Source organism: Pseudomonas sp. JQ170C (genome assembly GCF_035581345.1).
Lineage (GTDB): Bacteria > Pseudomonadota > Gammaproteobacteria > Pseudomonadales > Pseudomonadaceae > Aquipseudomonas.
In genome coordinates this window covers 4,733,616-4,750,091 of record NZ_CP141608.1, presented here as the reverse complement: position 1 = coordinate 4,750,091, position 16,476 = coordinate 4,733,616, and the positions used below count along the sequence as shown (strand labels likewise).

Annotated in this window: 16 protein-coding genes; 7 read left to right on the top strand and 9 right to left on the bottom strand. The window is 62.7% G+C overall.

The window, feature by feature from the left end; genetic code table 11:
• Positions 1-93: 93 nt before the first annotated feature.
• Positions 94-303 (bottom strand): cold-shock protein, encoded by a 210-nt coding sequence (locus tag U9R80_RS21605; protein WP_028943495.1) that lies wholly within the window; start codon positions 301-303, stop codon positions 94-96.
• A 350-nt stretch (positions 304-653) separates the two neighbouring features.
• Between U9R80_RS21605 and dcd the strand changes: the two genes are divergently transcribed.
• Both dcd and U9R80_RS21595 read left to right on the top strand, forming a co-directional pair.
• Complete coding sequence (gene dcd / locus U9R80_RS21600; protein ID WP_028943496.1) at positions 654-1,220, top strand: dCTP deaminase; 567 nt, start codon at positions 654-656, stop codon at positions 1,218-1,220.
• A gap of 100 nt (positions 1,221-1,320) precedes the next feature.
• Positions 1,321-1,554, top strand: coding sequence for a hypothetical protein (locus U9R80_RS21595; RefSeq protein ID WP_301841293.1), 234 nt, complete (start codon positions 1,321-1,323; stop codon positions 1,552-1,554).
• A gap of 22 nt (positions 1,555-1,576) precedes the next feature.
• On the opposite strand, the gene U9R80_RS21590 is transcribed toward U9R80_RS21595, so the two are convergent.
• The 7 genes from U9R80_RS21590 to U9R80_RS21560 all read right to left on the bottom strand — a co-directional run bounded on the left by U9R80_RS21590 (position 1,577) and on the right by U9R80_RS21560 (position 9,411).
• Positions 1,577-2,692, bottom strand: a complete 1,116-nt coding sequence (locus U9R80_RS21590) for a succinylglutamate desuccinylase/aspartoacylase family protein (protein ID WP_301841294.1) — start codon at positions 2,690-2,692, stop codon at positions 1,577-1,579.
• Positions 2,693-2,836: 144 nt separating this feature from the next.
• Positions 2,837-4,891, bottom strand: coding sequence for a c-type cytochrome (locus U9R80_RS21585; RefSeq protein WP_301841296.1), 2,055 nt, complete (start codon positions 4,889-4,891; stop codon positions 2,837-2,839).
• A gap of 187 nt (positions 4,892-5,078) precedes the next feature.
• On the bottom strand, positions 5,079-7,517 hold the full coding sequence (locus U9R80_RS21580; RefSeq protein ID WP_301841297.1) for a penicillin acylase family protein: 2,439 nt from the start codon (positions 7,515-7,517) through the stop codon (positions 5,079-5,081).
• Positions 7,518-7,752: 235 nt separating this feature from the next.
• Entirely contained in the window at positions 7,753-7,953 is a 201-nt protein-coding gene (locus tag U9R80_RS21575) for an SEC-C metal-binding domain-containing protein (protein WP_301841300.1), read from the bottom strand.
• 6 nt (positions 7,954-7,959) lie between these two features.
• A complete protein-coding gene (locus U9R80_RS21570; protein WP_301841301.1) occupies positions 7,960-8,430 on the bottom strand; it encodes an LEA type 2 family protein in 471 nt (156 codons plus the stop codon).
• Positions 8,431-8,435: 5 nt separating this feature from the next.
• Positions 8,436-8,912, bottom strand: coding sequence for a YchJ family protein (locus tag U9R80_RS21565; protein WP_301841303.1), 477 nt, complete (start codon positions 8,910-8,912; stop codon positions 8,436-8,438).
• Between the two features lie 4 nt (positions 8,913-8,916).
• Positions 8,917-9,411 carry a DUF6231 family protein gene (locus tag U9R80_RS21560; protein WP_301841304.1) on the bottom strand — a complete coding sequence of 165 codons (495 nt, stop codon included), beginning with the start codon at positions 9,409-9,411 and terminating at the stop codon, positions 8,917-8,919.
• A 157-nt stretch (positions 9,412-9,568) separates the two neighbouring features.
• Here U9R80_RS21560 and U9R80_RS21555 point away from each other — a divergent pair, with 157 nt between their 5' ends.
• The 3 genes from U9R80_RS21555 (at position 9,569) to U9R80_RS21545 (ending at position 11,343) form a co-directional block, all read left to right on the top strand.
• A complete protein-coding gene (locus tag U9R80_RS21555; protein ID WP_301841306.1) occupies positions 9,569-10,258 on the top strand; it encodes an OmpA family protein in 690 nt (229 codons plus the stop codon).
• A gap of 89 nt (positions 10,259-10,347) precedes the next feature.
• A complete protein-coding gene (locus U9R80_RS21550; protein WP_301841308.1) occupies positions 10,348-11,064 on the top strand; it encodes an OmpA family protein in 717 nt (238 codons plus the stop codon).
• A 15-nt stretch (positions 11,065-11,079) separates the two neighbouring features.
• Entirely contained in the window at positions 11,080-11,343 is a 264-nt protein-coding gene (locus U9R80_RS21545) for a DUF1145 domain-containing protein (RefSeq protein ID WP_301841309.1), read from the top strand.
• 46 nt (positions 11,344-11,389) lie between these two features.
• Here the strand turns inward: U9R80_RS21545 and U9R80_RS21540 are convergent, their stop codons facing one another.
• On the bottom strand, positions 11,390-11,854 hold the full coding sequence (locus U9R80_RS21540; protein ID WP_301841310.1) for a CopD family protein: 465 nt from the start codon (positions 11,852-11,854) through the stop codon (positions 11,390-11,392).
• A 97-nt stretch (positions 11,855-11,951) separates the two neighbouring features.
• Here U9R80_RS21540 and dinG point away from each other — a divergent pair, with 97 nt between their 5' ends.
• Both dinG and U9R80_RS21530 read left to right on the top strand, forming a co-directional pair.
• On the top strand, positions 11,952-14,096 hold the full coding sequence (dinG, locus tag U9R80_RS21535) for an ATP-dependent DNA helicase DinG (protein WP_301841311.1): 2,145 nt from the start codon (positions 11,952-11,954) through the stop codon (positions 14,094-14,096).
• An 82-nt stretch (positions 14,097-14,178) separates the two neighbouring features.
• The gene (locus U9R80_RS21530; protein ID WP_301841312.1) at positions 14,179-16,434 is read left to right on the top strand and encodes a beta-agarase; all 2,256 of its coding nucleotides are present in this window, start codon (positions 14,179-14,181) and stop codon (positions 16,432-16,434) included.
• The last annotated feature ends 42 nt before the right edge of the window (positions 16,435-16,476 follow it).

Genomic DNA, 16,476 nt, shown 5'->3' with positions numbered 1-16,476 from the left:
GGAGCGGGCTTGCCCCGCGAAAACCCCAAATCCAGGGCATAAAAAAGCCCCGCCTGTTAAGGGCGGGGCTTTTTTCAAGCTGTAAAGCGGAAGTTAGATAACTTCTACTTCTTCAGCCTGCATGCCTTTCTGACCGCGGGTAGCGATGAAAGAAACCTGCTGGCCTTCTTTCAGGCTCTTGAAGCCGTCAGCCTTGATGGCTTTGAAGTGTACGAACAGGTCGTCACCGGATTGTGGGGTGATGAAGCCGAAGCCTTTTTCATCGTTGAACCACTTAACGGTACCGGTTTGGCGATTGGACATGGTCTGTCTCCTTGGACAAAGTTAACTACGGCTCAGGAAACGCCCTGGCCGAGACTGAGTGCAAAGAGGCAGAAAATTCATGAAGATGGGTTGATCGAGATCTTGCATCAGGTAGATATTCTCAGTGACACGTGCAGCACAGTGGCGTCACCTTAACCCTTTTTCCAGAACGTGCCAATGGTCTTGTTCAGCTTTCGCGCAAATCATGACTGACGGTGTTGGTGGGGTAGCTACAAGCCCCGTCGGGCGGGGATTCGCTGCCTTGAGGTGGATGAAACTTTGAACCCGGCGCCCGGCCCGGTAAGATGCGCCACAGAATTTCTTCACCTCGTTACTTCAGGACACCCGCCATGAGCATCAAATCGGACAAGTGGATTCGCCGCATGGCGCAGGAACACGGCATGATCGAGCCGTTCGTCGAGCGCCAGGTGCGCGGTGAGAGCGACAACCGGCTGATCTCCTTCGGTGTCTCCAGCTACGGCTACGATGTGCGCTGCGCCGACGAGTTCAAGGTGTTCACCAACATCAACTCGGCAACCGTCGATCCAAAAAACTTCGACGCCGGCAGCTTTGTCGACGTCAAGAGCGATGTCTGCATCATCCCGCCGAACTCCTTCGCCCTGGCCCGTACCGTCGAGTACTTCCGCATTCCGCGCAATGTGCTGACCATCTGCCTGGGCAAGAGCACCTATGCGCGCTGCGGCATCATCGTCAACGTCACCCCGCTGGAACCGGAGTGGGAAGGCCACGTGACCCTGGAGTTCTCCAACACCACCACCTTGCCGGCGAAAATCTACGCCAACGAGGGCGTCGCCCAGATGCTGTTCCTCGAGTCCGATGAAGAGTGTGAAGTGTCCTATAAGGACCGTGGCGGCAAGTACCAGGGCCAGCGCGGCGTCACTCTGCCACGCACCTGAGCCGACAAGGCGAGGGAATTCCTTGCCGCGGGCAGGCTCTAATGCAGTGAACTGTTTCGCCAGGCAACAGGCCTGGCGCACTTCATCCAGGAGCTGCCCCATGAAACTCGATCCCTCCATCAGCGCCAAGCTGGCAGTGTTGCAGCCCAACCATGTCGGCGTGATGGCCTGGTCGCTGATGGCTCATCCGCACCCACACATCGCCCACGCTGGCGGTGTGCCTGGTCAACCTGACCCAGACACCCCCGACACGCCGCAACCCGGTGAAGTCCCGCCGATGGAGCCGGGCGAGCCGACCCTGCCTGACGAGCCGCCTCCCGCGCCTGTGGCCTGAGCCTTGCTCGGGCTTTTCGCGTTCAAGGCGACAGCAGATAGCCGCTGCGGTAAGCCTCTCGACCGGCCACGTGGGCGATGACCATGCCGGCGGTGGCCATGCGGCGCAATGAGCGTGCGTACAGCAGGCCGGGCTGGGCATTGCGCACCGGTGTCACGCGGTCATTGAGCGGATCAATCACTTCTGCGATCAACTCGCCTGCCTCCAGGTACTGGCCAGGCTCGACATGGAACACCAGCAACCCGCCCAAAGGCGTTGCAACCGGTTCGACGCCTGCCAGCGGAGTGGCCGGGTAGGGCAACGCTGGCATCTCGGCTGCTTCGCCTTCGATCGCACCGTACTGCGTCAGGTAATTGAGAATTGCCCCGCAGTCCTGTTTCGCCAGCGGGTGGTTCACATCGCCCTGGCCACGCAATTCGACCGTGACCGAAAAGCTGCCCTGGGGAATGGGAAACTGTTTGCCAAAGCGTTGTTGCAACTGCCACCAGACCAGGGTGAAACACTCGTCGAACGACTGCCCGCCCGAGTCGGTGGCCAGCAGGCTGGCCTGGGTGCCGAGGTAGCGCGCCAGGGGTTCGACCTGCGGCCAGGCCTCTGGCGTGGTGTACAGGTGCGCGACCGCGTCGAAGTCACAGTGCAGGTCGAGCACCATCTCGGCATCGCAGGCCAACCGTTGCAGCGTCAGGCGTTGGGACTGCAGTGGCGTTTGGGCAGGATGGGCGTCCAGGGCGCGACGCAGGTACTCGCGAATCAACGCAACGTTGTGCGCAGGTTCCTGGTTCAGGTGCGCCTCGACCTGATCGCCGATCGCGTCGCTCAGGTCGACAAACTTGCGGTTGAAGTTTTCACCGCTTTGCAGCTCGAAACGGCCGAGCGGCACATCCATTAACACCTGTTCCAGGCCCACCGGGTTGGCAATCGGAACCAGCACGATTTCGCGGCGCAGCACGCCCTTTGCTTCGAGCTCGGCCAGGCGCTGCTTCAGGTGCCAGGCCACCAGCATGCCGGGCAGCTCGTCTGCGTGCAGTGACGCCTGGATATAGATTTTGCCGGCTCCCCGTGGGCCGAAATGAAAGCTGTGGATCTGGCGGGCGATGCCTGGAACCGGCGCCAGAATGTCGTGGGTCGAGTGATGCATAACGGTCCTAGTGAGTCGGTCCTGAAAAGCTTGATATAAGCATAAAGTTTCCAGGCGCGCAGTCCTCTACGCGCAGCGGCGGGCATGCGCCGCGTAGTGCCGGCGCTGCCAGCATCAATCGCGGCGCAGGCCCGCTCCTGCCGATCAGTAGCGGGCATCCACCGGCTTGCCGCCGTTGGGCCAGTCCTTGACCTTGTCGGGGAAGTCCGGCCGGGGCTGTTGCGAGAACCACGCGGCGACATCCACCGCCTCCTGGTCACTCAAGCCGCCCTGACCCAACGGGAAACGCTCGTGAAAGCCGATCGGCATGTTGCGTTTGACGAAGGCCGCTGCCGTGTAGGTGCGCGCCATGCCGGCACCGATGTTGAACGACTGTTCGCCCCACAGCGGCGGGAACACCAGGCTGCCATCGTCGCGGGCCAGGCCTTCACCGTTGCTGCCGTGACACACCGCGCATTGCTTGACGTACACCTGCTGGCCATTGGCAAGGTCCGGCTTGATGGCCGGGTCGATCTTGCCGACCCCGCGTCCGGCCACCTTGTCGCCAGGCTGGGTGTTGTTCTTCATCCACTCGAAGTACGCGACCATGGCTTGCATGTCTGCTGATTGCGGCGGGATCGGCGTGCCGTTCATGGAGCGGCGCAAGCAGCCGTTGATGCGTTCCTCCAGGGTAATCACCTTGCCGGCGCGCGGCGCGTAGCCGGGGAAGAAGGCCGAGACGCCGACAAAAGGCGAGCCGTCGGCCACGGTACCGGCGTTCAGGTGACAGCTTGTGCAGTTCAGTGCGTTACCGACGTTATCGGGCAGCAGTGCCTTGGTTTGCAGGTGCAGGCGCATACCGCGCACAACTTGCTCGGCGTTGGGGGCGGCCAGCAAGTCGGCCAGGCGCGGTGTCTGGAATGCGCTTGAATCCGTCGTTTGCGGGTTGAGCTGGCCGCGCAATTTCTTCACCTGCCCGGCGGTGACGGCCGGGCTGTCGTTGCCCCAGCGCCCACGCACGAAGGTGAGGATCTCGGCGATTTCCTGATCCGACAGGCGAGCGAAGCCGGGCATGGTGTAGACCCGTGAGTGGGTCGCGGTTTGCGCAGTTTTCCAACCGGTGAGGGTGATGTGCAGCAAGGAGGTCGGGTCGTTGGAGGCGACACTGGGGTTGCCGGCAAGTGGCGGGAACATGCCGTTGACGCCTGCACCATCGGTGCGGTGACAGTCGCTGCAGAACTGGGTGTAGCCCAGGCCGCCACGGCTGCTGAACAGGTCATCCGGCGGCATGGCCGGCGTCACCGCTACGGTCGGCATGGGCAAGTCATCCTCGCCCGGCGGCAAGGATTTGAGATAGCTGGCGATGGCGACGAGGTCGGCATCGCTGAAGTGCTGGGTACTGTGGTGGATGACTTCGGCCATGTTGCCCGACACGGTGGCAAAGCGGTTTTGTCCGGTTTTGAGCAATTGCACGGTGTCCGGCACCGTCCACAAGTTGCGCAGGCTCAGGGCGCGCCAGTGCTCGACGGTTTCGCCGGCCAGAAAGTGCTTGCCGCTGCTGCCGGCATCGCTCAGGGCTTTTTCCTGGAAGGCAATGCCGCGAGGGGTGTGGCAGGCACCGCAATGTCCCAGGCCCTGTACCAGGTAAGCCCCTCGATTGATCACAGGGTCCTGGTTGGGGTCGGCTTCAAACGGCTGGTTGTCGAGGAAGGCCCAGTTCCAGAACGCCAGGCCCCAACGCATGTTGAACGGCCAGCTCATGTTGGCCGACTGGTTGGAGCGGCTGATCGCGGGTACGCCGTGCATCAGGTAGGCGAAGAGTGCGCGCATGTCCTCTTCGCTCATTTTTGCGTAGGACGGATAGGGCATGGCCGGATAGAGGTGCGTGCCGTCCGCGCTCACACCCTCGCGCATGGCGGTGTCGAACTGCTCGAAGCTGTAGCGGCCAATACCGGTGTCCGGGTCGGGCGTGATGTTGCTGGAGTAGATGATGCCCATGGGCGTCTTCAACTGCAGGCCACCGGCCATGAGCGGGCCCTTGGGGGCGGTGTGGCAGGCGATGCAGTCACCCAGTTGCGCCACGTATTTGCCGCGTTCGAGCAGGGTGTCATCGACCGGGTCGGGTGGCGGTGTTGCCGGCGCTGCAGCGCTGGCGTGAAGGGTCGGGATCAACAGCAACGTCGCGGCGTACAGCGCCAGACGCGAAAAGGCACAAGCCATTGCAATATTCCTTTATTCACCCGTCCTGGGGCGATCCCCGGGCGCAGGTGTGCAATCGTTTTTAGAGATCATCAGGCAAAACCGGGGCGAACTTCGCCCCAGTTTCGTTGTAAGGCAATTGCGGGAGGGGGCTGTTGATATGGATCAGCGCAGCCGGCATTGCACCGGCTGCGCGGGCGGGGAAGGGTTACTTGCCCGGTACCAGGGTCAGGCGCTTGCTGCCGTAGGCCCGGTCGAAGTTCTGCGGTTGCAGGGGCAGGCTCATGTAGCGGCCCTGGAACCAGGCATTGAGGCCATCGGCGAAATGCGCACTGGCCGGGTTGCCGGACTGCCCGCTGCTGGTCTGCAATTGCAGCGGCTCGACCTGGCCGAAGTCGACCACCATGCGCAGCGACGGCGGCAATTGGGTGTTGAAATCCTGGCCCCAGGCATAGGGGGCCAGGTTCAGGGTGCTGTGATCGCCGCCGGTGGCCTGCGGGCCTCGTTTGACCGCATCACCCAGGCCATGGAAGGTCGGCGCAGGCCAGCGGTATTGGTGCAGCTTGCCCCATTGCCAGGCGCGACGATCATTACCCAGTTGCGCTTCACCGGCGCTGACGGCGGCGGCCAGGCTACGGGCGAGGATCGCCGGTTTGTCTTCTTTCTGCGCCGTGTGCACATCGTCCCAGAACGGGCTGTCTTCCCGGCCCAGCAGGTGATCGGCCTGCGCCGAGTAGGACAGGCGTGCATTACCGACAAAGGCCTTCCAGGTGGCCGAGGACTCCGGCCCCAGTTCATCCAGGAAGGTCAGCTTCGCGCTTTCCTGCAGGAACAGTTCATACAAGGCTGCGTCGGCCGAGGTGGTGCTCAGTCGGCCATCGAACGCCATCAGCCGGGTATAGGCTTCCCGGGCCTTGGCCCGTTGATCGAGGGGCAGGCTGTCGATGGCTTGCTTGAGCGGTTGCGCCATGCCCGGTGCCTCGAACATTGCCTTGAGCTTGCCGGCGAACAGTGAGGTCTGATCGTTCTGCATGGTGATCAGGCTGCGACTGTCGTGTTTGCCGTTACCCGCCAGTTGCCCCAGGCGCTCGGCGCGCTCGGGGTAGTACCAGCTGTTGGACAGCTGCATGCCGTAGCCTTTGGGCACGCTGCGCTGATTGGCATTGCCGAGCCAGCCCTGGGCAGGGTCCTGGTCGTAGGGGTGCAGCATTGGGTCGGCATAGCCATCCCAGTCGTAGCGGCTGTCCCAGCCTGGCGAGGGCAGCAGGCCCTGGCCTTCGCGGCGGTTGGGGAAGCGTCCGCTGACCTGCCAGCCAATGTTGCTGGCGTCGGCAAAGACGAAGTTCAGCGCAGCGGCGCCAATCTCCCGAGTGTTGTCGAAGGCACGCTCGACGTTCTGCGCCCGTGACAGGTTGAAGAACGCATCCATGCTCATGTCACCCTTGAGCTGCGGCACTTGCAAGGCCAGGCCGAGGCTGGCGTTTTGCGTGCTGCCGAGCAAGGTGCCATGGCGGGTGTCGAACAGGGTTTCACGCTGCGGGCGCTGGCCCTTGATAAAGAAGGTCTCGTTGCGGGCCAACGCCGGTAGCCACTTGCCGTCGGCCTGGTACATCAGGCGGCTGCCTTCGCGCTTGAGGCGTTCCAGGAACAGATCCTGGTTATCCGCCATCACCGCACTGGTGCTCCAGGCCAGCTTGCCGTTGTAACCCGAGAGCACCAGCGGCAGGCCGGCTAGGGTGACGCCGGCGGCCTGGTACTTGGGCGCTCGGATCTGTACCGGGGTCATGGCCCAGGCACCGAGGGTATCGCTGGCCAGCAGGCTCTTGCCGCTGCGGCTGCGTTGCGGGGCGATGGCCCAGTTGCTGGAGCCGGGCGTGCCCAGCAGGTTCAGGGTCGCCAGTTGCTCGCTGGCCGCAGCCAGGGGTGCCAGGGCGCCCAATTGGCTGAGGCTCAAGCCTTTGAGTTTGTCGGCCTCGGCCATCGGCAATGGTTCGTCCGGGTAGCTGGGCAACAGCCAGGGCAGTTTGTCGCTGCCGACTTTCTGCGCGAGGGACAAGGCGGCCAGTTCTTCCTGCAAGTTGACCGACTGACTGAAGTTGTACAGGCAGAAGATCAGCGCCGAGTCTTCCGGCTTCCAGTACTCGGGGCGGTAGTTGTATTGGGCCAGCGGCGCTGGCAGGCGGTCGCGGTAACGGAACAGGTAGGCGTTGACGCCGCGGGCATAGACCTCGAAGAAGCGTTTGAGGCGCGGCGAGGCATCGGCGTAGAGCTGGTTGGCCGTTTGCTTGAGGTTGGCGGCGCGCATCAGGCGGTCGGTTTCCAGTGCATCGGCTCCGGCCATCTCGGCCAGACGCCCCTGGGCCAGCAGGCGCATGCCGACCATTTGCCCGATGCGGTCACTGGCATGCACGTATCCCAGGGCAAACAGGGCATCGTGGAAGTTGCTGCTTTCAATCAGCGGCATGCCTTGGGCGTTGCGCCGCACCGAGACATTCTGCGCCAGGCCTTTGAGCGGTTGCACGCCCGTGTTCGGCGGCACGCTGTCGCGATAACCACCCATCTGGCAGCCGCCCAGGGCAAGCAGGCCAAACATCGCTGCGGCTACGCCGAACCGGGGAATAAAAGGGGGAAAGGCTGGCGCGGCCATGGATGGGCTCCTGCAGGGCGTGGCGACTAAAAGGCGCTACGTTAGTGAGCCCGACCACACCATGCAAGCGGGGGAGAAGCCTTTATTTTCAAAGCCTCGCGTCAATCACACCGCTGTCAGGGTTCCCGGCGACGAACGGTCTGTTGATCAGGTGCTTGTTGAGTTCGCCGTACAAGCGAGCAGCGGTCGCGCCTGTGCATAGCCACAGGCGGCGACCGCTGTTACAGGGCTGTAATCAGGCCCCGTGGCACTTCTTGAACTTCTTGTTGCTGCCGCACGGGCATGGGTCGTTGCGACCGACGTCCTTCAGGGCATTGCGCACTGGCTCCTGGGGGGCGTGGTTGCAGTGCGGGCCGTGAACATGGCCGTGGTCATGGTCGTGATGATCATGATCGTGGTTGCAGTCGGGGCCATGAACATGGGGTTGTTGGGTCATTGCGGGTTACTCCGGTAAAAGATCGCCGGGAATTATCTCACCACTGCGCGACAAGTGCAGGTCGCGGGTGAAGATTAATCCGCTGTTGAGTTCGCCATCGAGACGATAGCGCAGGGGTTGGTCGATATTCTTGAGCAGCTTGGCCAGGGGTTTTACCTGCGCCCAGAGGTTGGTGCGCACCGGAATCTTGAAGGTGCGCCGGGCGTGCCCGCCCACGCTGCGCCACAGGCTCGACTCGCCTTCGGCCAGCAGCAAATCGTTCAGGCGCACGGTGTAGCTCAGGCTGCGGATGAACAGGCGCTGGTCGTTGGGGTTGTCGACGCGTACATGGAGAACGAACTCTTGCTCCAACAGACGCATCTTGACCGCCTCGACCTTGACCAGATGAACTTCGGGGTCACGGTAATCATCCCCCAGCCAACTGGCACAGCCCGTCAGTTGAAGTATCAGGATGCTGAGCAACAACAGACGGGCCATCAACGTCAGTTACCCAGGTAGCTGGCGCAGCACTTCTTGAACTTCTGCCCGCTGGCACAGGGGCAGGGGTCGTTGCGTCCGGCCTTGAGGCCTACGGTGGGGTCGATGAAGTACCAGCGGCCATTGTTCTGCACGAAGGCCGAGCGCTCGCGGTGACTGTGTTCGCCGTCGTTGTCGTGCCAGCGCGCGGTGAAGGTGACAAAGGCATGTTCAGGCTGGCCACCGAACACTTCGGCGCCTTCCACTTCGAGGCCCAGCCAGGTGCTCTGGGTGCTCCAGGCCATGATGCTGTCGCGGTCCAGGCCTGCCTGCTGCGCGGGCAGGGTGGTTTCTACCAGGTAGTCGATCAAGCCCAGCACGTAGGCGCTGTAGCGCGAGCGCATCAGGGCTTGCGCGTCGGGTGCCGGCTGGCCGGCATGGAAATGTCCACAACAGGCGTCGAGCAGGTTACCGCTGCCGCAAGGACAAACCGAGACACTCATTGTTTCACCACCAGTACTTGCCAAAATTTTCAGGGTTGGCCCAGAACCTGGCGTTGAGCCAGTCCGGTACCTGTTTGTATTCACGTAGATCATAGGTGAACAGGCTCAGCACCTGTTCATCACGTTGAAATTTTTCATTGGCCTGCAGGGCCAGGGCGAAAAAGTCGGTGTCTTGCCATTGGCAGGCCTCAAGGTCCGCCAGCACCGCCACACGGCTGGCATTGAGGTTGCGGATACCGCCCAGCAATTGCAGGCCGTTGCGCTTGGGCAGGTGCTCCAGGCAATCGACCAAAAGGGCCAGGTCGAAGCGTTGCGCCGCAAGCTCGGCGGGCAACGGGCCAGGGGAAGCCTGGGCAATCTCGACCTGCGGGTGGGCCTGGGCGAAGGCTTCCAGTGCAGGGAAGCGTGAACCCACCAGCAGCAGGCGTTGTGGAGCATGGCGTTCAAGCAGCGCGGCCAGGGCCTGTTGCGGCGTACGCTGGGAAAATCCGTCAATCATCGGGAATCCTCGGTCAGATGGGTCAAGACTAACGGTCCCGGGCCCCCAGGCATAGTGACTGATGGCGGCATCATGGCTTATTGCTGGCGGAGATGGTTCGGCGGGTCTTTACTCCCATGAGCATCGGTTTTGCACCGAATCCCAGGAGATGCAACAAATGAGCATAGTACGCACAGCTTTACCTCTGGTTCTGCTTACCAGCGTGTTGACTGGTTGTGCAGGTTTGCAAAAAACCGATTGGCCAAAATGTGCGGCCGTCGGGGGTGTGGGTGGCGCCGCCTTGGGTGCTATAGAAAGCTCGAGCTGGGCTGGCTGGGGGGCCTTGCTGGGTGCGGGTATGGCAGCAGGTTACTGCTGGGCCCATGGCGACGGTGATGAAGATGGTGATGGCGTACCGGACAGCCGTGACAAGTGCCCGGGTACGCCTCGTGGTGTCCAGGTCGATGCCAATGGGTGCCCACCGGAACCCGCCGTGGTTGAAGAAGTGGTGGTAGTGAAGGAAGAAGTGATCGTGATCCGTGATGTTCACTTTGAATTCGACTCGGCCAAGCTGACCGCAGCCGACAAGGAGCGCCTGAACACCATTGCGACTCGCCTGAAACAAGAAGCGGCAAATGCCAGGTTGAGTGTGACCGGGCATACCGACAGTGTCGGTCGTGATGCCTATAACCAGAAACTGTCGGAACGCCGTGCCCAATCGGTCACCGACTACCTGGTGAGCAGCGGCGTACCGCAAGCCAGCTTCGTTTCGGTTCAAGGCGCCGGTGAGAGCCGTCCGGAAGCTGACAACGCTACCGCTGAAGGCCGGGCGATGAACCGGCGTGTGGAAATTCGCATCGAGCGCTGACGCGCAACGGCCTGCGGCTTGAGAAGTGCCGCAGGCCGGTCTTTACTCCTGTGTGACCGGTAGCGACCGGTGACAAAGGAGCAATTCCCATGAGTGTTCTCTCCAAGGCCGCAGTATCAGTGGTGGTGGCGGCAAGCCTGCTTTCCGGTTGCGCCACTCACAGTGATGGCAGCGCACCACTCAATCAAAGGACCTGGCCAATCTGCAGCCTGCTCGGCGGACTTGTCGGCGGTGGACTGGGGGCGATTGAAAGTTCTGCCTGGGCCGCGGGAGCCGGTGCTGCTGGCGCGATTGCCGGTGGGCTGATCTGCTACGCCCAGGACGGTGACGAAGATGAAGACGGTGTATTCGATCGCCGTGATCGTTGCCCGGACACGCCGGCCAACACCCCGGTCAGTCATAACGGTTGCCCATTGCCACAGTATCCCGCCGCCGAAAAAGCCGAGCCAGCCCCTGTACCTGAGGTGATCACCCTCAACGACCAGGGCTCGGTGATGTTCGCATTCAACTCGGCAGAACTGACCAGCAGCGCCCATACCCAATTGCAGGCGCTGACCAACAAACTGAACGCCGCCAACGTGGCCAGCGTCAAAGTGATCGGCCATACCGACAGCCAGGGTACGGACGCGTACAACCAGACGCTTTCCGAGCGGCGTGCCAGTAGCGTTGCCGAGTACTTGATCAGCCAGGGGTTGTCTCCGGCGAAAGTCACCAGTCAGGGCCGGGGTGAGAGCGAGCCGATTGCAGACAACGATACCGAGGAGGGGCGGGCGCAGAACCGCAGGGTTGAACTGCACCTGAACTAACGGCAGGGGGCACGCATGAAAGTTTTCTTGGGCTTGGGCAAGGCGCTGACGGTGGTGTTCTGGTGGGTAGTGCTGGTGAATCTGCTGATTCCCCAGGCGTTTCCCTTCAACAAACTGATCAGCGCCGTCGGGATCGGACTGTTGGGCCTGCACCTGCTGGAAGTGCTGGCCTATAACAGCCGCCTGAGGGACCGCAGCCATCGTTGGTTCGATCGGCTGCAGATCCTGTTGGTCGGGATCTTTCACGTGCTTTCGATCCCGGCACCCCGCCCACGCTAGAACGGACTTGTTGTTGAAGGAGCGGGCAGGCCCCGCTCCTGCAGGATCAGAAGGGCAGGCGGGCCGTGGCGACCACGACGACTGCCATCCCCAGCAGCAGGTTGAAGCCCACCACCCGGCGAATTTTCCCCAGTACCGACGCACCGGTCGGCCAGTCTTCTGCCTTGACCGCTTTACGCAGCTCCGGTAGCAGCAATGACTGGATACGAATGAACAGCGCAATCATCGCGATCGCTCCGCCCATCATCACCTGAACATAGCGTGGCGCCCCGTCGAAGCCGGCAAAACGCATGTGCAGCATGCCCACGCCGCTGATGACCAGCACCGCGATCGCCACCCAGACCCACACGAAAAAACGCTGAAATACTTCCACCCACAAGCGCAGACGAGCGGGGCCTTCGAGGGCTGCAACCGCCGCAGGCCGCAGGATCAGCCAGGCGAAGAACATCCCGCCGACCCACACCAGGGCGGCCAGGACGTGCAGGCTATAAGGAAGGGCAAAGGCGGTCATCGGGATCTCCATTCGGCGCAAAGGGCAATAGCGGGGTATGATAGCGACCCAATCGAAACACTGAAAATTTATCCAGCCCTCCGGGCGCCCCGACACCATGATCAGCACCGAACTCAAAACCACGATTCAGGGCGCCTATTCGCGTTTTCTCGAAGCCAAAAGCCTCAAGCCTCGCTATGGCCAACGCCTGATGATCGCCGAAGTGGCCAAGGTCCTTGGCGATATCGACTGCGATGACGAAGGTCGCCGTGTCGGTGAGCCCGCCATTGTGGCGGTCGAGGCAGGCACCGGTACCGGCAAGACGGTCGCCTACAGCCTGGCTTCGATCCCGGCTGCCAAAGCCGCAGGCAAACGCCTGGTGATCGCCACGGCGACGGTCGCCTTGCAGGAGCAGATCGTTTTCAAGGACCTGCCCGACCTGATGCGCAACAGCGGCCTGAACTTCAGCTTCGCCCTGGCCAAGGGGCGTGGCCGCTACCTGTGCCTGTCCAAACTCGACTTGCTGCTGCAGGAGGGCCAGGCCCAATCGGCCACCGCTCAGTTGTTCGAGGAAGAAGGCTTCAGGATCGAAGTCGATGAGGCCAGCCAGAAGCTGTTCACCAGCATGATCGAGAAGCTCGCCGGCAACCGATGGGACGGTGACCGCGACAGCTGGCCCCAGGCCCTCGAAGACCAGGACTGGGCCCGCCTGACCACCGATCATAGCCAGTGTACCGGTCGCCACTGTCCAAACTTCGGCCAGTGCACCTTCTACAAGGCCCGTGAAGGCATGGGCAAGGTCGATGTCATCGTCACCAACCACGACATGGTCCTGGCCGACCTGGCCCTGGGCGGCGGTGCGGTGCTGCCTGATCCGCGCGATACCATTTATGTATTCGACGAAGGCCATCACCTGCCCGACAAGGCCATCGGCCATTTCGCCCACTACACTCGCCTGCGCTCCACCGCCGACTGGCTGGAGCAGACGGCCAAGAACCTGACCAAACTGCTCGCCCAGCACCCGCTGCCAGGCGATCTGGGCAAGTGGATCGAGCAGGTGCCGGAGCTGGCCCGGGAGATCAAGGCCCAGCAGCAGTTCATGTTCAGTGCCTGTGAGCAGGTGGCTGACTTCCGTCCCGGCGAAGACATGGAAGGCCGCGAACGGCCGCGCCATCGCTTTGAAGGCGGGGTGGTGCCCGAGCATATGCGCGAGATGGGCATCGAGCTGAAGAAGGGCTTTTCACGCCTGACCGACCTGTTCACCCGCCTGACCGATTTGCTCAAGGAAGGCATGGATGCGGAAGTGAACATCGGCATCGCCAGCCATCAGGCTGAAGAATGGTACCCGCTGTTTGGCAGCCTGCTGATGCGCGCCCAGGGTAACTGGGAGCTGTGGACCGCCTTCACCGCCGAAGACCCGGAAGACAGCCCGCCCATGGCGCGCTGGCTGACCCTGGCCGAGAGCGGGGCGCTGTTCGATATCGAGGTCAACGCCAGCCCGATCCTGGCGGCCGAGATGCTGCGCCGTAACCTCTGGAACGTCGCCTATGGCGCGCTGGTGACGTCGGCAACGCTGACGGCGCTGGGCAAGTTCGACCGATTCCGCATGCGTGCTGGCCTGCCCAAGGACGCCGTGACCAGTGTCGTGCCCAGCCCCTTCCATCACACCGATGCAGGTGTTTTGCGGGTACCGGACCTGCGTGCCGATCCACGAGACGCCGCCGCCCATACCGCAGCGATCATTCGTGACCTGCCGGAGCTGGTCGAAGGCTCGCGCGGCACGCTGGTGCTGTTCTCTTCGCGCAAACAGATGCAGGACGTGTTCGACGGCCTGGACCGGGACTGGCGCAAGCAGGTGTTCATCCAGGGCAACCTGTCCAAGCAGGAAACCTTGAACAAGCACAAGGCGCGGGTCGACGGCGGTGATTCCAGCGTGTTGTTCGGCCTCGCCAGTTTTGCCGAAGGTGTCGACCTGCCGGGTGCCTATTGCGAGCATGTGGTGATCGCCAAGATTCCGTTCGCGGTGCCCGATGATCCGGTCGAGGCAGCCCTGGCCGAGTGGATCGAAGCCCGCGGTGGCAACCCGTTCATGGAGATCGCTGTGCCGGACGCCTCGTTGCGTCTGATCCAGGCCTGCGGTCGCCTGCTGCGTACCGAAGAGGATCGCGGCACCATCACCCTGCTGGATCGACGCGTCGTCACCCAGCGCTACGGCAAAGCTATTCTCAACGCGCTGCCGCCGTTTCGACGGGAAATTTCCTGACGCCCTGCAGCGAATTACGCCGGGGCGTTGTCTATGACTCAGTTCAAGGCCCGCAAGGGCCCTCAAGGAGAGCTCCAGCCCTATGATTCGCCGTACCTTGCCCGCTGTCTTCGCACTGTTGTTCAGCACCCCGTTGCTGGCCGGGCAACAGACGTTGTTCAGCTTCGTGCGCCCGGCCGCCGTGGTCAACGTGGCGACCGAGGATGCCAGTTTGCCGCAGTACAATGCAGAGCAGACGGCCGAGGGAGAGGTATTGCGCCGCGTGGTATTCAACCCCGTGGAGCGGCCCAGCTTGAAGTTGAGCCCGCAATCGGGGGCCTGGGACTGGTCCAGCGCGACCGCCATGACTTTGCGCCTGCAAAGCGGCATGGACTGGCCACTGACCATAGATGTCACAGTACTGAGCAGCGACGGCAAGACCCTCACCAGTCGCATCGACCTGCCGGCGGGCCCTGCGCAGACGGTGCTGGTGCCGCTCAAGGCTACCTCGCCGCTGAGTCAGGGCATGCGTGCCGGGCCACCGATGCCGTGGGTGCATGAAGGTCAGCGTTGGTTGCTGACCAGCAGTGCTGGCGAGCTGGATCTCACGCAAGTGGTGGCGGTGACCTTGTCGATGAACAAGCCCAACGTCGCCCAGAGCCTGATGATCGAGCGCGTGGGCACCCAGGACGATGATCAGGTGCAAAAGGCCGCCTACACCGCTTTGATCGATGGTTACGGCCAGTCCACCCGCGCCCGCTGGCCGGAAAAGATCGTCAGCGACGATCAGCTCAAGGCGGCGACGGCACGCGAACAGCAGCAGCTCAAGGGCTGGTTGGCCGAGCGCAGTCAACTGCCGCACGACAAGTTCGGCGGCGTGACCACCGGTGCACGCTTCGAGGCAAAAGGTTTCTTCCGCACCGAAAAGCATGACGGCCGTTGGTACCTGGTGACCCCTGAAGGCCATCCGTTCTATTCGCTGGGCGTCAATGCGGTCGCCCCCGACGGTGGGCGCACCTATGTGGCCGGACGCGAGTCGATGTTCACCGCCCTGCCACAGGCGGGCGAGCCGCTGGCGCAGTTCTATGGCGATGGCGACAACAACGACGGCAACGGATCGTCCAGCGGGCGCGGTTTCAATCAGGGGCGCTGGTACGACTTCTATGCCGCCAACCTCGAGCGCACCCATGGCAAGGCCTGCACCCCGGCGGCTGCAACCGACACTGCGCCTGCAGTGGAGTGCCCGGCGCCGGTGTTGGACAAGCAGCGCTGGCAGGGGCATACCCTGGATCGCCTGCAGGGGTGGGGGTTCAACACCCTGGGCAACTGGAGCGATCCGGCCTTGGGGCAGGCTGATCGCATGGCCTATACCTTGCCGCTGTCGATCGTGGGTGACTACACCAGCATCAGCACGGGCATGGATTGGTGGGGCCGTATGCCCGACCCGTTCGACCCTCGCTTTGCTATGGCCACCGAACGTGCGGTAGCCATTGCCGCGCGAGACCATCGCGACGACCCCTGGTTGATCGGCTACTTCGCCGACAACGAACTGGCCTGGGCCGCGCCAGGCGATGATCCCAAGGCGCGTTATGCCCTGGCCTACGGGACGCTGCGCCTGACCACCGATGTGCCGGCCAAGCGTGCCTTCCTCAAGCAGTTGCGCGACAAGTACCGCAACCAGGCGGGGCTGTCCAAGGCCTGGGGTATCGACCTGCCGGCCTGGGAATTGATGGAAGACCCAGGCTTCGAGCCGCCGTTGCCGAGCCCTGAGCATCCGGAGATCGAGGCCGACTTCAAATACTTCCAGAAGGTGTTTGCCGAAACCTACTTCAAGACCATTGCCGACTCCTTGAAATGGCATGCCCCCAATCACTTGCTGCTGGGCGGGCGCTATGCGGTCAGTACACCGGAAGCAGTGGCCGCCTGTGCCGAGTTCTGCGATGTACTGAGCTTCAACTTCTATACACCCAAGCCCCAGGACGGCTACGACTTCAGCCAACTCAATGCACTGGACAAGCCGGTACTGGTCTCCGAGTTCCAGTTCGGTTCGCGTGATCGCGGGCCGTTCTGGCCAGGGCCAATGGAGGTGGCCAAGGAAGAGGCACGAGGGCCTGCCTATGCCGCGTTCGTCAAAGCCGCACTGGCTGAGCCAACGATTGTCGGGGTGCACTGGTTCCAGTACCTGGATCAACCGGCCAGCGGACGTTTGCTGGATGGGGAGAACGGACACTTCGGCCTGCTGGGCATCACCGATGTGCCGTTCCAGGGCTTTGTCGAGAGCGTGCGTAAAAGCAACCTGCAAGCACAGGCGCAGATCGGCAAGCCTCCAGCGCCCGAAAAGGCCGCCAAAGCCCCGTAATGCCTGCTTGGCGACCCGGCGCACCTGCGTGCGCCGGGTCGA

Bases quoted from the DNA above. Each gene is read 5' to 3' on its own strand.
- U9R80_RS21555 (WP_301841306.1), top strand. From the start codon at position 9,569: ATGAGCATAGTACGCACAGCTTTACCTCTGGTTCTGCTTACCAGCGTG.
- U9R80_RS21590 (WP_301841294.1), bottom strand. From the start codon at position 2,692: ATGCATCACTCGACCCACGACATTCTGGCGCCGGTTCCAGGCATCGCC.
- U9R80_RS21585 (WP_301841296.1), bottom strand. From the start codon at position 4,891: ATGGCTTGTGCCTTTTCGCGTCTGGCGCTGTACGCCGCGACGTTGCTG.
- U9R80_RS21540 (WP_301841310.1), bottom strand. From the start codon at position 11,854: ATGACCGCCTTTGCCCTTCCTTATAGCCTGCACGTCCTGGCCGCCCTG.
- U9R80_RS21595 (WP_301841293.1), top strand. From the start codon at position 1,321: ATGAAACTCGATCCCTCCATCAGCGCCAAGCTGGCAGTGTTGCAGCCC.
- U9R80_RS21575 (WP_301841300.1), bottom strand. From the start codon at position 7,953: ATGACCCAACAACCCCATGTTCATGGCCCCGACTGCAACCACGATCAT.
- U9R80_RS21560 (WP_301841304.1), bottom strand. From the start codon at position 9,411: ATGATTGACGGATTTTCCCAGCGTACGCCGCAACAGGCCCTGGCCGCG.
- U9R80_RS21565 (WP_301841303.1), bottom strand. From the start codon at position 8,912: ATGAGTGTCTCGGTTTGTCCTTGCGGCAGCGGTAACCTGCTCGACGCC.
- U9R80_RS21530 (WP_301841312.1), top strand. From the start codon at position 14,179: ATGATTCGCCGTACCTTGCCCGCTGTCTTCGCACTGTTGTTCAGCACC.
- dinG (WP_301841311.1), top strand. From the start codon at position 11,952: ATGATCAGCACCGAACTCAAAACCACGATTCAGGGCGCCTATTCGCGT.
- U9R80_RS21550 (WP_301841308.1), top strand. From the start codon at position 10,348: ATGAGTGTTCTCTCCAAGGCCGCAGTATCAGTGGTGGTGGCGGCAAGC.
- dcd (WP_028943496.1), top strand. From the start codon at position 654: ATGAGCATCAAATCGGACAAGTGGATTCGCCGCATGGCGCAGGAACAC.
- U9R80_RS21580 (WP_301841297.1), bottom strand. From the start codon at position 7,517: ATGGCCGCGCCAGCCTTTCCCCCTTTTATTCCCCGGTTCGGCGTAGCC.
- U9R80_RS21545 (WP_301841309.1), top strand. From the start codon at position 11,080: ATGAAAGTTTTCTTGGGCTTGGGCAAGGCGCTGACGGTGGTGTTCTGG.
- U9R80_RS21605 (WP_028943495.1), bottom strand. From the start codon at position 303: ATGTCCAATCGCCAAACCGGTACCGTTAAGTGGTTCAACGATGAAAAA.
- U9R80_RS21570 (WP_301841301.1), bottom strand. From the start codon at position 8,430: ATGGCCCGTCTGTTGTTGCTCAGCATCCTGATACTTCAACTGACGGGC.